The organism is Shewanella sp. GJ50-10, assembly GCF_055808815.1.
In genome coordinates this window covers 3,331,303-3,346,995 of the sequence record NZ_JBVVSS010000001.1, presented here as the reverse complement: position 1 = coordinate 3,346,995, position 15,693 = coordinate 3,331,303, and the positions used below count along the sequence as shown (strand labels likewise).

The window sequence follows — 15,693 nt, the reverse complement described above, 5'->3', positions numbered from 1 at the left end:
TAATGTGGTGCTGGAAGTGGTCTTAGAGTGGTTTTTATTTGAACACTAGATTATCGCAGTGAAAAATCATTGGCCTCGAAAGCCCATATTACCTAATCTTTGCGACTAACCTATTTACTGGTGATTGTGATAACCACCATTCTTATTTATATTATTTTTCTGCATCAGCGAGGAGTTACTACAAACTAATCAATTGAGCTAACTCTCGCTGTAGTATGGCTTCATCACCAATATTGAGTTCAATAATACGTTTTAAATGACTAATACTGTCGAGGTCGATGTGATGGCACTCTAGACCTAAATGATTGACCTCTTTATGAACCAGAATGGTATCCATACTTAATACAATATCTGACTCAGGTAGTAAAAAGCTTAAAGCAACTTCTTGTCCCTTGTCTGCAATAAAGCCCTCGGGTGTCGATACTAACGCACCGCTGATACTTAAATCCAAAATATCAGTGCGATAAGTTTTGTCTTCAATAGTGATGGAAGCTGTTGCTGCAAATAAGGTACGCGTGAACTTTCTTCTTTCATCCATAAACTATTCCACCCACTTACTGAAGTGACAGATTAATGATGACGTAATATGTCTGCAGTCATCAGTGAAACTTTACTAATAAATTAAGAATACGCTATCTAAAAATGAATGCCAATAATGAGTGAGTTACAGCGCTTTACAAGTACCCTTACAAGTAAATTAACAGAAACAAAAAAGGAGCCTACGGCTCCTTTTAAACTTGCGATACTGACTACCTATCGCCGCTGGAATAAATATTCGCTAAACCAGTAAATGACCACATAGTGCAATAACAGGTAATGTCACTAAGGTACGTAGAATAAATACCACAAACAACTCGAAAAAGTTAACTGGAATTTTGCTACCAATCAATAATGCGCCTACTTCACTCATGTAGATTAACTGTGTCACAGATAAGGCTGCAATGACAAAACGAGTTAAGTCCGACTCAATTGAACTGGCTAAAATTGATGGTAAGAACATATCAGCGAAGCCAACCACAATTGTCGTTGAAGCAACATCAGCCTCTGGTATTTGTAGCAGCTCTAATAGAGGAATAAACGGCATACCAAGATAGTCAAAAATAGGTGTATTTTCCGCTAAAACCAAGGCGACGGTACCGATAGCCATCACGACAGGAATAATACCAAAAACCATATCTAAAACGTTCTTAACGCCTTCTTGTAGAACATGCTTCACGCCACCTGCGCGAGATGCTTTATTTAACGCCTGCTCAAAACCCCAAGACATAACGCCATGTCCTTTAGGGATCATTTCATCATCCGGGTGACGAGGCGTATTGTCGATATATAAGTCTTTCTTCCACGATAAAGGCGGTAACTTAGGTACGATTATCGCAGCAACAAAACCGGCTAAACAAACCGTTAAGTAAAATGGCACAAATAGATGTTCAAGTTGAACTTGTGAAATAACAACTAAACTGAAGGTAATAGATACCGCAGAGAAAGTTGTACCAATGACTGCAGCTTCACGTTCAGTGTAAAAACGCGTTTCGTATTGTTTGTTGGTCATTAAGATACCAACACTACCATCGCCTAACCATGAAGCCATACAATCAATGGCGCTTCTTCCTGGTAGATTGAAAATAGGGCGCATGAGTTTAGTTAGCATAGTGCCGAAAAACTCTAATAAGCCAAAATTAAGTAGTAAAGGCAGCAACATGCCAGCAAAAATGAATACGGAAAATAGTACAGGTAATAAGTCGTTAAGTACTAGTGCACCGGTATCAGCTGAATATATTACCTCTGATCCTATTTCTAAATAGGTGAGTACAATAAATACAGCCCCTAAAATACGTACGATTAACCAAAATGGAGACACGTTAAGTAGTGTGTTGAGGAATGGTTTATCTTGCACTAACTTAGGTTTAATTATTTTTGTTAGCACAGATATGATTGCCATGAACACGACAATACAGGTGACAACTAAAGGCAGTATTTCAGAAAATTGACTCTGAACCGCTTTAGACAGTATGGCAATTGGGATAGTAATGGCGTCGTTATAACTTATCGGCGTCATGAATAATAACAAACCGATCAGCGACGGAATGATAAAGGTCAGTATTGTCTTTATGTTATGTTTTTGTTTTTCTTGAGTCACTTTATATATGCCTTACCAATTGACCACATAATTATGGTTGATTGTGTCAAACCGTCCAATGGGGAAAATGCTGAATGTCCATTCAAAGATGCGTTAAGCGAGGCAAGGTTACCTGCTTATCTAGTCTATGTAAAACTATTCACTTTAACGAATAGTTATTGAGTTATTTTGCTTATCTATATTCTATAGGTTTTACTACTAAATGCACGGATTAATTTGTTTGTAATCAATGTGTTGAGATTTTGTTTTGTGGTGGTGCTTGCGGTGTTGCTTCGTTGTTTAGGCTCATTTCAACGTCTGAAGATAATAAATAACAAAGTAAATAGCACCTTTGTAAAATCAGTTACTAAATTAAAATCTAATACATTAGATGTAGATAGGAGTTTTATCCATTAAAATTGAGTATGATAGCGTAGAATTTATAAGGAAATGACCTAGCAGTGATCATGAATAAAACGGAAAAGATTGCAAGATTAGCTTACCTATTTGGTTTGCTGGGTTTGTTCGGTCTTTTTCTTGGCATTGTTTTATCTATTACGATTGAGTATATCCAGTATGGTGATAAATACAGTTTACTGCAGTTTTCGTTAAGTGAACTTGGGACATATAATCGCTCATCGACTGCTATTTTAATTAATGGTGGCTTATTCTTCGGAAGTTTAAGTTTAACCATGAGTTGTTTGTTTGGCTTACAAATGAGTAGTCGTTTCACCAGCGGCTTATTTTGGCTGTCACTAGTGATTACTTTTATCTCGCTTGCTGCCATTGGTTTATTCCCACTTAATGTGCATCACTTGCATATACATGCTGTTTCAATTTATATCTACTTTGGTTTTGTTAGCGCTGCTTTTTGTCTTATTGAGTGCGCTATAGAACGAAAAGTGCCGCAGTGTATGCCATTTATTTTGAGCTGTATGATTTTACTCATACATGGAGCCATTTTGTCACATGACTATTGGCGGGAAAGTTTAGGTGGAAAACCTATATCTGATGGAATGCTGTTTCAAGCTATAGTGTCGCAGTCACCTAAACCAGAAGTATGGTGGTTATCAATATTGTTTTGGTGCAGTATCGTGGCGATGTGGCTATGGATGTTGAGTATTTGTCGGTGGTATTTTTTGCCCCACCGACAAGGTCAAACATCTTAATTCTTCTATAGTCAGTTGTTGCTAAACCTGCTCTAAACCTGCTCTAAACCTGCTTGTCCAAACCAATAACCATTGCATGCTTGCGGGCTTAGGTTTCTATCAAGTGCATCAGATGTCATGTTGACTTCATTATCTATTGCCGAGGCGGTAAGTTTATTTGCCAGTCCATTAGCAATATCCAAACACTCAATACTACTCGGTGAGATCCTAAAGTAATCCACACCCATTTTTTGCATGGTTATCAACTCGTCTGTTAAGTCAATGTGTGAGGCTGATTGCGTTTGAATGCCATTAAGTCTTAGTAGGTCTTGTTGCTCTTGAGTTTGCGCCAGAATCCCTTTCGGGTGTTGCTGACATATGGTTTCGCAATTGTCTTTATTTAAACCAAAATGTTTAGCTGTAAAACAACGGGCTGAATGCGCTAATGGTATATAGCCATGTCCCATCACTTCCACTTCAAAGTTTGCTTTAGCCGGCTGAGATATCACATTATTCAACCACACTTTTGATAGTTCAAAAGGCATAACAAACCGCTTCATTCCCATGGTTTGTAATATATCTAAACTGGCACGGTTATAGTTGTTAATCGTCGGCCCGCAAATGAATGGAACTTTTGCCTGTCTAGCAAGTTGCACAGCAGCCATATCATTGGCTTCAATACTAAATTCACCATTAACGATATATTTTTTAAGTTCGGTTAACTCTGACTGGGCTTCGATTAATGCCATAGTTGATAACACGACATTTTTGCCATGATTTTTTAGCATCTGGGCTAATTCAAGGTAATCATTAAATTTAAGTAGGCGGCGCCGGCTACATACGGTTTCACCCAAATACACAGTATCAATTTGGCTGTTTGCCGCCTTTTGGTAAAATTGCTCAATAGTGGCTTTATCCCAGCAAAAGCTTACTGGTGCGAGAGAAATCTTCATTAATATTTACCTTACTGCCATTGGCGTTCGTACGCGCCTAATGTGGTGACTTGTCCTTCAGACACTTTTGCGAGAACTTGATTCCATCTAGCTTGCTCGGTAAAAGATTCAGGGTGAGTTAAAAAGCTATCAATTGCTTCTCGCCAAACACGTGTGACTTGCTCAACATAGGCAGGACTGCGCTGTCTACCTTCAATTTTTAGAGACTTAATACCAGCAGATGCCAATTGTGGCAGTAGGCTTAAGGTGTTCAAACTCGTTGGAGACTCTAATAGATAGTTGGCTTGGCTCTGATCTTCAGCGATATAGCGACCTTTACATACCACTGGGTAACCTAGTTGTTGGTCGACGCCAGAAGTATCAATTAGCACTTCATTTAAGCGCGTCAGGCATTTATCACCTTGTTCTTGCCATCTAACATGCTTAGCAGGGGAGCAAGACCCGCCAGTATTAGGTGACTGACCGGTAACATAAGAAGACAAGTGACAACGGCCTTCGGCCATAATGCACAAACTACCAAAGGCAAATACTTCTAGTTCAACACTGCTATTTTTAGCTAAATCTTTAACTTGTTTAATTGATAGCACACGAGGCAATACAGCGCGCTCAATATTAAATGCTTGCTGATAGAATTCTAGAGCTGCAAGGTTTGTTGCGCTGGCTTGCACGGATAAATGCAGTGGCAAATGCGGATAGCGACGGCTTGCATAATCTAGTAGCGATATATCTGCGGTGATCAGTGCATCCATACCGATATTTGCACCTAAGTCGATAGCTTGATACCAACGGGATTCTTCGCCTGGTTTGGGAAAAGTATTAAGTGTTAAAAATACTTTTCGACCTTGGCTGTGAGCAAGCTTAGTGGCTTGTTTTATTTGTTCAGGAGTAAAGTTTAATCCAGCGAATGAACGGGCATTGGTATCATCTTTTAATCCAAGATAAACCGCATCTGCACCGGCTCTAAAAGCGGCTTTTAACGAAGCTAAATTTCCTGCGGGGCACAAGAGTTCCATTTTCTCTCTCTCAAATTGCTGTTGAAAGGGAGTGTAAAGTTGAATGACGTCACATGAATTGATTTGAAACAGGTTTCAATTGATAAAATGTGAGTAAACTAGCTTAAATATAATTCTAGGCAGTGTAGGAGTATGAATGTCTATTAGTTTTTCAAGTAAAGTTGCTAAAAATGTATTAGGTTTAGCGCCAAAAGTGGCCACACAATCATTGGCAGTCGTGCCTGAAAAAGTCAAATTGGATCTGTTAGCTAAGCTGCTTTCATTGACATTATCTGAGCAAATTAAGTTCGGTGAATTAGACTTCTTACAATCTAAATGGGTGGCTATTTCAGTACAAGATATTGGCTTACATTTTGAAATCAGTTTTGATGGGCAATTGTTATTACGTCCGCTAACTAATGCTGATGTGACTTTTACTGCAAATGTGCCTGAGTTATTACTTGTCGCTGCGGCTAAAGAAGATCCTGATACCTTATTCTTTCAGCGTAAACTGCGTATTGAAGGGGATACTGAGTTAGGTTTAGAAGTGAAGAATCTACTATTAGGTATCGAGCTAGAAGCGCTGCCACAGCCTGTAAGGTTAAGCATTGAAAAGCTGGCCATTACGTTACAAACGCTGCAAAGCTATTCTAATGAAAACAATTCTGCGATGGCGTAGAGCAAATTACGTTTTTAAACTTGTTTATTGAAACAAGTGAGTAATAAAAAAGGCGCTATTAAAGCGCCTTTTATGATCTTTATACCTTGGCCTAAATTCATAAAATCAAGACTAGTAGGTAAGTGAGCTTAAACTTTTCCGGTAATCACTTGGTACTTATACTTTAGCTCTTCAGGCGTTTCAGCATGTGCAGGATCTGGATCGATACAATCAATCGGGCAAACCGAAATACATGTTGGCTTGTCGTAATGTCCAACACATTCAGTGCATAAAGCTGGATCGATTTCGTAAATCTCTTCACCCATGGTGATTGCTTCATTTGGGCATTCAGGCTCACACATGTCGCAATTGATACAGCTATCGTCAATTATTAAAGCCATAAATATTACTCTGCTGGTGCCGTTTCTTGATGCGGATTACGAGAATCTTGCCCTTGAGGAAGATTTCGCATCAAAATAGCTTTATCTAACTCAACTTCATCAGGCACAGCTAAGAACACGAAATGCCCTGAACCTAGCCCAGCTTCCACAGACTCGCCTTTACGATTAACTAATTCTGAAATGGTTAAGGTTAAATTACCTTGCGGCGTCATCACTTCAACACTATCACCAACTAAGAATTTATTCTTTACATCAATTTCAGCAGCGCCTGCTTCATTGCGCTTACCGGTAAATTCACCAACAAACTGCTGGGTGTCACTAATCGAATAACCATAATCATAGTTTTGGTACTCATCATGTACGTGACGACGCAAGAAACCTTCGGTGTAACCGCGATGTGCTAACCCTTCAAGGTTGTGCATCAATGTACGATCAAAGTCATTGCCTGCAACTGCATCTTCGATTGCTTGACGATAAAGTTGTGCTGTGCGAGCTACGTAATAAAACGACTTAGTTCGGCCTTCGATTTTTAATGAATCCACGCCCATTTTCGTTAAACGCTCAACATGCTGAATTGCACGTAGATCTTTCGAATTCATGATGTAAGTGCCATGCTCATCTTCATAAGCTGGCATGTATTCGCCAGGGCGACCAGGTTCTTGAAGTAATACTACTTCATCAGAAGGCTGGCCAGCGCCTAATGTAGGCGTTTCTATTTGCACGCCATTTTGATCAACAATACCTTGCGGGTTAACCGCAATAATATCGCCAGTCTCAGTTTGCTTAGCTTCATGGACATCATATTTCCAGCGACAAGCGTTTGTGCAGGTACCTTGGTTAGGATCGCGCTTGTTGATATAACCTGAAAGCAGGCAACGCCCCGAGTAAGCCATACATAAAGCGCCGTGAACAAAGACTTCTAGTTCAATATCTGGACACTGCTGGCGAATCTCTTCGATTTCATCAAGCGATAACTCACGAGACAAGATGACACGTTTAATACCTTGTTGCTGCCAGAACTTAACTGATGCCCAGTTAATCGCATTGGCTTGCACAGACAAATGTACTGTTTGATCTGGGAAAGCTTCACGTACCATCATGATAAGCCCCGGATCTGACATGATGACCGCATCGGGTTTCATATCAATCACTGGCGCCATATCGCGGATATAGGTTTTCAACTTGGCGTTATGCGGGGCAATGTTACTGACCACATATAACTTTTTATTTAGCGCATGGGCTTCTTTAATCCCCATGGCAAGATTTTCCATTTTAAAGTCATTATTTCGAACGCGTAAGCTATAGCGAGGTTGACCTGCATATACCGCATCTGCACCATAGGCAAAGGCGTAACGCATGTTCTTTAATGTTCCTGCTGGAGACAATAGCTCTGGTCTAAACATAATCACTCTCAATTTGATGGAAATTCACGCACAGCGCGGGGGGCGGCATTTTACTTAAGTATGGTTGCTTAATGCAAATAATTCCTCTGTGATTGTGGGGTTTGTCTAATTTAACTATGACTAATGAAATTAATTGTTTTATTTAGATTAGTGCTTTTTCTTTATTCAAATAAGTGACATAACTGATATAATCCGAACAAAGCAACAACAATAAAATAACAGGCGGTATGCATGACAACTGAACACCAATTATTGGTTGGGCTATTAAAGAAGCTTAAAGACGACGCTTTAGTGCTTCCTACACTGCCTGAAGTGGCCATGAGGGTACAGGAAGTCGTGTCGCAACCCGACTCTAGTTTAAAACAAGTCGGCGACATTATTGGTCAAGATGCTGCAATTTCTGCACGTATTATTAAAGTGGCAAATAGCGCTTTATATAGTCGAGGTAATAAAGCTGAAAATATCAGCGCTGCAGTTAATCGTATTGGCTTAATACAAATTAAATCTATCGTTACTTCGGTTGCCCTTGAGCAGTTATTTATTTCGACCAATGAAATGGTTTGGGAAGTGATGGATGAAGTATGGCAAACCTCTATTGAGGTGACTGCATCTTCTGGAGCGATGTTGTCGATATACAATAAGCGCAACCCAAGTAAAAAGCTTGACCCGGAAACACTGACACTTGCAGGGCTTGTGCATAACATTGGTGCTTTACCTGTATTATCTGAAGCCGAATCAAGGCCTGATGCATTTAGCAGTATTGAACAATTACGGGGTTTAGTGCGTAAAATGCAAGGTCCTATTGGCCGTGCTATTTTAAAAACTTGGGATTTTGCCCCAGAAGTTATGGAAGTTGTTGAACGTTGGGCTGATTTACATTACATGCCAGAAAACGTAACGTACTTAGACTTTATCCGATCGGCAGCATATTACACAGGCGAGCTAAGAGCTGGACTAGAGCTTGAGCAACGCTTAGATATTTTTGCTACTCGTGGCTTGCCGGTTACACCAGAAGATTTAGAGAGTGATGAGTTTTTAGAGGTTTATCATTCTATTAAGCAAAGTTATCAATAACAACGCCAATAAGAGTCCACACATAAAACAGTAAGATAGCTTGAGTTAGAAACGTTTTAACTCGCCTTACTCAAATTAAATGATAGTGTTTACTATTAGCGGTCATAATCAAAGGTCACTGAATAAGGAGCAATAAATTGTGTTAAGCATTGAAATCATCATTGTACTGTTTATCGCACTTATTCTGTTGCTCGGAATTGTTTTAGGTGGTTATTTTCAACAAGGGAAGTTCATTGCTGAGTTAACTCAGACATTAGAATCTAATAACGTCACTCAATCCCCGTTGAATTTTAAACATACTCCCCGCGCGTTTAAACCACTTGTCCATAACCTCAATTTATTTCAACAAAATAACCCTGTAACACTTGAACGAGACAAATTGACGGGTTTATCAAATCGGGTCGGCTTTAAGCGAAAAATGTTTGCCAAAATGCCAGCAACAGAGGGCATGTTAGTGCTGGTGGACATTCAGCAATTTAGATTTGTGAATGATTTATTTGGGTTTATATTTGGTGATCAATTACTTAAATCGTTTGCAAAGCGAATCAAAGAATTAGGTAATCCTCCCCAGTTTGTATCAAGAATGAATGGCAATGAGTTCTTGCTGTTTTACCCAAAGTCGATTTCAAGTTCTGAATTAAATAGCATCAAGCAACATTTGCAGCAACCTTTTGAGATTGAGCAAACGCCAATCAGCATTAAGGTTCAGTTAGGGGTGTTAGAGTTACACGATCATCATGCTGACGTCAGTTTAATGCTGAGGCGTTTAGATTTAGCCCTTAAAAAGGCGAAAGTCAGTCATAAGGATATTGCCTTTTATAATCAAGATGATGATAAAGCGCAGTACCGTGAGTTGATGATCATTAATAGCCTACCTAAAAGCTTAAAACAGAATCAGTTGTATATGGTGTATCAACCTAAGCTTGATATTGGCTCAGGCAAATGTGAGCAGGTTGAGGCATTAATACGCTGGGAACACTCTGGATTAGGAAATATTCCGCCGACTGAGTTTATCCCGCTTGCTGAGCATACTGGCGTGATTGATTTGATCAGTAAATGGGCGCTAGAGCAGGTGTTAAAGCAACAAGTGAAATGGCTGCAACAAGGCATTAATATTAAGGTCGCAGTGAATTTATCGACTAAAGATTTAGAGAACCAACACCTGCCTATTGATATCAGTAACTTGCTGACTCAATACAAAGTGCCAGCTGAAAACTTGATGATCGAAATTACCGAAAGCGCTTTGATGCTCGACTTAGCCAGAACAATTGAAACGTTGAAAGAGATAAGAGAGTTAGGGGTGAAAATCGCCATTGATGATTTTGGTACTGGCCATTCTTCGCTAGCTTATTTACGCCACTTGCCCATTGATGAAGTTAAAATAGATAAAGCATTTTTGGATGATTTTAATTGCGATATTCAAGCCAATAAAATTGTTAAGACGAGTATTGAATTGGCCAAAAGCTTAGGTTTTGATGTGACAGTTGAAGGGGTGGAAACAAAGGATGTATTTGATACCTTAATTGAATTTGGTACCGATACGATTCAGGGTGAATATGTGAGTAAACCACTGATAGCCACAGATTTGGAGCTACGCTTCTCGCAGCTCATTCAACAACCATTTATCACTTTACCCACTAAGCATTAGTAAGTTTGAACACTTAAGCTCGAAAACTAATAGTCGTTTTTTATCAATCACTTTGTTTAACTACCATCATAGTTTATCTATCACTTAGTGTAAGAGTGATATATTCATACACTAAGCAACTCTTAACTCAGCACTATCAAAGACTGAGTTTCAGCTAAATTTTTCTCTCAACTGTTCAATTAAGTTCATTGGCATTGGTGCCATTTGACGTTGCTGGTTCATGCAGACCATTTCAATGGTAGCTGTTACCGCAGGTTTTTTGGCATTAGGGCGCCAAATTTCTTGTAGCCATACCGTGCGGTACTTGCTTTCGAAATAATATTTAGTTCTGACATCGACAATATCAGCAAATTCGACACCGTCATGGCACAACATATCGGTTCGATATACGGCAAAGCCCAGTTGTTGTTCTTGCCATAAGACATTGAGGACATTTGCGCCTATGACATGTTCACGTGCACGTTCAAAATACTTTAAAAAATTAGGGTGGTAAACAACCCCTGAAAAGTCGGTATCTTCGTAATAAATTTGTACAGGAAAATGGAAGGTAGGGCTGTATTCAATTGTTTTTTGAGTCATTGTCATTATGGTGTCGTAGTTTAGTAAGTTTATTGTCGCTTATTTGAAGGGGTTTCTATAGCCTTAATTAGCGCACTTCACTGAAAACAAACCTCATCAGACCACAACCACTAAATTAGGCTAATGTTAGTCGACTTTGTTGAAGCTACTTTTACTTCTAAGCATTTTGCTAGCAAGATGCTCTTCGACTGCTGGGCTGAATAAATATCCTTGGCCTGTTGTGCAATCTAACTCAATCAGTTTGAGCCTTTGTAAGTCGGTTTCTATGCCTTCTGCCACAATATGCATCTTGAGCTCATTACCGAGTTTGACGATATTTTTGAGTACAATTTCAGTGGCATGGTTATCCAGTAGTCCCTTCAAAAATCCTTGATCTATTTTCAAAGTATCTAGTGGAAAATGAGTTAAGTAATTTAACGATGAAAACCCAGTACCAAAGTCATCTAATGCGATTCTAACATTGAGCTTTTTAAGCTGTTTAAGCACCACTTCTGCCGTATCAAAGTTTTCAATCAGTAAGGATTCTGTTATTTCCAATTCGAGTTTTTCGGCTGGGAAACCTGTTTGGTGCAATATCGACTCGATATGCTCGCAAATATCGGGCTGTGAGAGCTGAATAGGGGAAATATTAACTGAGATATTGTCTTTTAATAAGCCTTGCTGGTGCCACTTTTGTCCATCTGTGCACGCTTGCAGCAATACCCAATAACCAATCTCAATAATTTGGCCATTACTTTCAGCTTCAGGGATAAACTTAACCGGTGGTATAAGCCCTTCGGTAGGGTGATACCACCTTAACAATGCTTCAAATGAGCATACTTCGCCCGTTTCTAAGTTGACCTTGGGCTGATAATGAACTTGGAATTGATTATTGATCAAAGCATTTTTTAGCTGCTGCTTAATGGTCGTTTTTTCTAGCAATGCTTGAGATAAGGACTCATTAAAAAAGTAAGCGCCGTTTCGACCTGCATGTTTTGCCGCGTACATGGCGGTATCAGCATGTTTAAGTAGGGTTTTAGAGTCTAGGCCATCCTCGGGGAAACAAGCTACTCCGATACTCGCTGAGCTGGTGAACCAGTGAGCTTTTATCTGGTAACCTGTGTTAATACTGGTACGGATTTGCTCAATAATATTAATGAGCTCAGCCTGGGTACCTGGGTGCTGGATGATAATTGCGAACTCATCCCCGCCCAGCCTTGCCAATAAGTCTTCTTTTGTAAGGGTGTTCGATAATCTCTTACTGACCTCGATAATCAATTCATCGCCAATGTCGTGACCCATGGTGTCATTAACTTCTTTAAAGTAATCCAAGTCGATGAACACAACGGCTGCAGGTTTTTGTACATTAGTGACCGTTAATTCGAGTTTGGCATTAAACCGAAAGCGATTCGATAAACCCGTTAAGCTGTCGTAGTTTGCTCGGTTGCTTAGCTCAGTTATTTTTTGATATCGAGTAAATAAATATAACAGGGTGAGCAAGGTACAAATAAGTATTAAGGTGATGATTGCGTAAAACCACCAAGCTTGTCTTACCTTAAAGTCAAAAGATGCCACATGAGGGCTCCAGCGGCCATCACTGTTACTACCTTGGGCAATAAAGGAGTAATTTCCAGCATTAAGGTTAGTGTAAGTAGCGGAAGTATTGCTACCTGCATATACCCAACTCTCATCAAAGCCTCGTAGGCGATAGCGATATTGGTTTTTATTAGGAGCTGTGAAATCCATCGATGCAAAGGAGAATTGAACAAAGTTCTGTTCATAGTCTAGTTGTACTTCATCCATCTTTTGGTTGCTATTAGCACCAATGAATTGTTCGTTGGCGATCAGTGCAGATGTAATATGAACTTTGGGTTTAAAATTATTACTTTTGATGGCTTGAGTATCAATTTTAAAAACCCCATTATTTGAGCCCAAATATAAGTGGTCATTTTTCATCGCAATAGCGGAATCAGTGAATGAGCTATCTTTTTCATTAATGGCACTAGGGTACTGAGTGACTTTAAAAGTACTGGTATTCATTTTGGCGAATTTAGCTTGTGAAGTCACCCAAACAAAGCCATCACCATTACCCGCAACGCCTCTAAGAGTGTTAGTGGTAAAACCATGTTCTTTATTAAAATACTTAATATCAACAGGGGCGTTCCAATTTTCACCGACTCTAATACGGGCAAGCCCTAAACCTTGAGTTGCGACCCAAATATCATTTCTTTCATCTTGATAAATTTTAACGGTTCTAATATTTTCAGTGTCGCTGCCAAGAGACAGGTGTTTAACCTCAAATGTTTCAGGATTCACGCGATAAATGGCATTAGTGGTTGCCAGCCAAAGCTCACCGTTATGGATAAATTGCTTGTCAAAGGTATAGTTACCGCCAGCTTCGTAGGAATAATCATTTTCAGTCAGTAATCGTTGCTTAATACCTTCTTGGGGATTAAACAGAATGAGGCCGACATCTAAGTACCCTGAAATCCAAACATTGCCTTTGTTATCAGGCAGCGCAAGATAGAAAGGGCTATTAGGGAATTGATGCGAATTACCTGGTGCATTGCTAAAATGCCGCAATTTCTCACTCGGTATATTATATAAAGATAAGCCGTTTGAACTTGAAATCCATACATTGTCCTTGTCATCTAAGATCGCGCTGTAAGGGGATTCTAATGACAAGTTCTCAATGGGGTTGAGTTTAATTGCTTCTGTTTTATCATTGATTTGGTTTATATATTCTGAAGTTGTCACCCAAACTTTATTTTTTTCATCGGTATCTATCCAATAAGTAAAAGGACTTGAAAGTTCAGGGGTGTATGGATGAGGTTTAAATATTCGGGTGCCATGCTTAAAAGGCGAGTAATACGAAGCGCCCATTGAAGTGGCGAACCAGATGCCTCCGGCTTGATCAAGTTGTAGTTCTTTTACTCTGTTATCGGCAATTGCGTGGTGATTATACTCTTGGTGCTGGAGATGGGTAAAACTCATAGTGTCTAGACTCACTCTGGTGGCGCCTTTATCGTGAGCTAACCAAAGCGTATTACTATTTTCAAAGAGCATATCGACTACAGTATTCGATGCTATTTGATCGATAGAAGGATTGTTTTTATCAACCTCATAAATGATGACTTCCATGGTTTTAGGGTTAAAATCGACCAAGCCTTGTTGATATGTTCCTAGCCAAACTTGTTCGTCAGACACAACTTGAGCTGTATTGATCGAAGCTGTCATTATTTTATTGGTATCTGGGTTGCTAGAAGTTACCAGCTCTAAGCGCTCAGTTTCTTTATTTACGGTTGTAAAACCATAGTCAGTGCTTACCCAAATTCTATTCTGGTAATCAGTAAATATGGTGTGTGTGGAAGTTTCATAACGTTGGTTATTTTCATCGAAAAGGAAGAAAGCCTTAAAGGTTTTGGTCTTAGGGTTATATTGACTAACGCCTGAGCCAGTCCCAAACCACAAATTGTCATCTTTATCTTCGTAGATGCGGGTTATCCAACTAGAACTTAAGCCATTCTGACTACTGAGTGTATTATGCTGAATCATCTCATTTTCTGGGGTGAGCTGATTAAGTCCATCTTCGGTCGCTATCCAAATATTGCCGGCTTTATCCTCATAAATGTCGGTTACATAGTTGTTGGATATATGGTTCGTTTCACTGGGCGAAAATTGAAAGTGAATAAAGTTAATACCGTCATACCGACTGGCTCCACTGTCAGATCCAAACCAAATATAACCGCTTCGCTGTTGATGAATGGAAGTGATATTAGATGAAAGAAGGCCGTTGCTAACATTCAGTGTTTCAAGCTGAAATTGCTCAGAATGAGCAAGGGTAGTAATACTGCAATAGATGCAAATAGCAACGATAATGCTGTGTAGGGTTATTGCCCGCTGTAACATCAACTTCTCTGCTATTTACAATGATAAAGATAACGTAATTGTTACATAAAAAAATGCTCCATGGAATCCTGAAGACGCGAACTGTATGTTTGATATGTCAATTTAACTTATTGTTAACAAGTGTGTTTTTGTAATGCGTTTTTTTGACTTGGCTTAAAGGAGGCATAGGGAGAGACAATTTTTGAGCGTTTTAAAACATTTAATTTATTGAGAAAAAATAGAAATATTCTAAACAAATAAACTTAATAAATAGACTATATAAATTGCACATAGGAAGCTAATAAGCGGTTTTTACTGGAGAAGCTAAATAGCGTCGAAGCTTCATCTAAAGCAAGAGGTTTGAGTCAATAGGTAAATGGCTACCGACAACATCAAGTAAAGATTTAGCCGTTAGACTTGAAACGCTGATGACCTGAGTATCGCATCCATATTTTTGTGCCACCTTTGCCATCAATAAGTCAAAATCACCATCGCCAGAAAGCAGGATGACTTTATCAACTTGCTTTGCGTAATCTAGAACATCGATAGTTATACCGACATCCCAATCACCTTTAGCACTGCCATCACTTCGCTGTATATAAGGTTTTAGTTTCACTTCAAAACCGATATGACGTAATGCATCCTGAAACTTAACTTGGCCATCGTCTGCTGGGGCTATAGCGTAAGCAAAAGCATGTTCAATGTGCGCCTGTTGGGAGAGCAATTTAAATAAGGCGCGATAATTAAACGAGCGTCCGAAAGCCTGCTTACAGGTGTAATAGATGTTTTGTACATCCACAAATACGGCTACTTTTTCCATTATTACACCTGTTTTTCATTAGAAGAGTCTATGG

General features: G+C 39.3%; 13 protein-coding genes. 4 read left to right on the top strand and 9 right to left on the bottom strand.

Features of this window, described 5'->3' with window-relative positions; all coding sequences use genetic code 11:
* Positions 1-178: 178 nt before the first annotated feature.
* Together AC0L4E_RS14120 and AC0L4E_RS14115 are read right to left on the bottom strand one after the other, a co-directional pair.
* Positions 179-538, bottom strand: a complete 360-nt coding sequence (locus AC0L4E_RS14120) for a PilZ domain-containing protein (RefSeq protein ID WP_473679703.1) — start codon at positions 536-538, stop codon at positions 179-181.
* A gap of 240 nt (positions 539-778) precedes the next feature.
* Positions 779-2,056: a YjiH family protein gene (locus tag AC0L4E_RS14115; protein WP_473681672.1), complete on the bottom strand. Its 1,278-nt coding sequence runs from the start codon at positions 2,054-2,056 to the stop codon at positions 779-781.
* 527 nt (positions 2,057-2,583) lie between these two features.
* Between AC0L4E_RS14115 and AC0L4E_RS14110 the strand changes: the two genes are divergently transcribed.
* Positions 2,584-3,285 carry a hypothetical protein gene (locus AC0L4E_RS14110; protein WP_473679702.1) on the top strand — a complete coding sequence of 234 codons (702 nt, stop codon included), beginning with the start codon at positions 2,584-2,586 and terminating at the stop codon, positions 3,283-3,285.
* A gap of 32 nt (positions 3,286-3,317) precedes the next feature.
* On the opposite strand, the gene AC0L4E_RS14105 is transcribed toward AC0L4E_RS14110, so the two are convergent.
* Positions 3,318-4,217 (bottom strand): U32 family peptidase, encoded by a 900-nt coding sequence (locus tag AC0L4E_RS14105; RefSeq protein ID WP_473679701.1) that lies wholly within the window; start codon positions 4,215-4,217, stop codon positions 3,318-3,320.
* Between the two features lie 11 nt (positions 4,218-4,228).
* Positions 4,229-5,230 (bottom strand): ubiquinone anaerobic biosynthesis protein UbiU, encoded by a 1,002-nt coding sequence (ubiU, locus tag AC0L4E_RS14100; RefSeq protein WP_473679700.1) that lies wholly within the window; start codon positions 5,228-5,230, stop codon positions 4,229-4,231.
* A 136-nt stretch (positions 5,231-5,366) separates the two neighbouring features.
* Between ubiU and ubiT the strand changes: the two genes are divergently transcribed.
* Positions 5,367-5,888: a ubiquinone anaerobic biosynthesis accessory factor UbiT gene (gene ubiT, locus AC0L4E_RS14095; RefSeq protein ID WP_473679699.1), complete on the top strand. Its 522-nt coding sequence runs from the start codon at positions 5,367-5,369 to the stop codon at positions 5,886-5,888.
* A gap of 128 nt (positions 5,889-6,016) precedes the next feature.
* Here ubiT and AC0L4E_RS14090 read toward each other — a convergent pair whose 3' ends face one another.
* Together AC0L4E_RS14090 and trhP are read right to left on the bottom strand one after the other, a co-directional pair.
* Positions 6,017-6,268, bottom strand: a complete 252-nt coding sequence (locus AC0L4E_RS14090; protein WP_220752867.1) for a YfhL family 4Fe-4S dicluster ferredoxin — start codon at positions 6,266-6,268, stop codon at positions 6,017-6,019.
* Positions 6,269-6,273: 5 nt separating this feature from the next.
* Positions 6,274-7,671: a prephenate-dependent tRNA uridine(34) hydroxylase TrhP gene (trhP, locus tag AC0L4E_RS14085; RefSeq protein ID WP_473679698.1), complete on the bottom strand. Its 1,398-nt coding sequence runs from the start codon at positions 7,669-7,671 to the stop codon at positions 6,274-6,276.
* 231 nt (positions 7,672-7,902) lie between these two features.
* On the opposite strand from trhP, the gene AC0L4E_RS14080 reads away from it, so the two are divergent.
* Positions 7,903-8,745 carry an HDOD domain-containing protein gene (locus tag AC0L4E_RS14080; protein ID WP_473679697.1) on the top strand — a complete coding sequence of 281 codons (843 nt, stop codon included), beginning with the start codon at positions 7,903-7,905 and terminating at the stop codon, positions 8,743-8,745.
* Between the two features lie 139 nt (positions 8,746-8,884).
* Positions 8,885-10,393 (top strand): putative bifunctional diguanylate cyclase/phosphodiesterase, encoded by a 1,509-nt coding sequence (locus tag AC0L4E_RS14075; RefSeq protein WP_473679696.1) that lies wholly within the window; start codon positions 8,885-8,887, stop codon positions 10,391-10,393.
* A 150-nt stretch (positions 10,394-10,543) separates the two neighbouring features.
* Here the strand turns inward: AC0L4E_RS14075 and AC0L4E_RS14070 are convergent, their stop codons facing one another.
* The 3 genes from AC0L4E_RS14070 to AC0L4E_RS14060 all read right to left on the bottom strand — a co-directional run bounded on the left by AC0L4E_RS14070 (position 10,544) and on the right by AC0L4E_RS14060 (position 15,659).
* Complete coding sequence (locus tag AC0L4E_RS14070; RefSeq protein WP_473679695.1) at positions 10,544-10,978, bottom strand: thioesterase family protein; 435 nt, start codon at positions 10,976-10,978, stop codon at positions 10,544-10,546.
* Positions 10,979-11,098: 120 nt separating this feature from the next.
* Positions 11,099-14,860: an EAL domain-containing protein gene (locus tag AC0L4E_RS14065; protein WP_473679694.1), complete on the bottom strand. Its 3,762-nt coding sequence runs from the start codon at positions 14,858-14,860 to the stop codon at positions 11,099-11,101.
* Positions 14,861-15,185: 325 nt separating this feature from the next.
* The gene (locus tag AC0L4E_RS14060) at positions 15,186-15,659 is read right to left on the bottom strand and encodes a LabA-like NYN domain-containing protein (RefSeq protein WP_473679693.1); all 474 of its coding nucleotides are present in this window, start codon (positions 15,657-15,659) and stop codon (positions 15,186-15,188) included.
* Between the last annotated feature and the right edge of the window lie 34 nt (positions 15,660-15,693).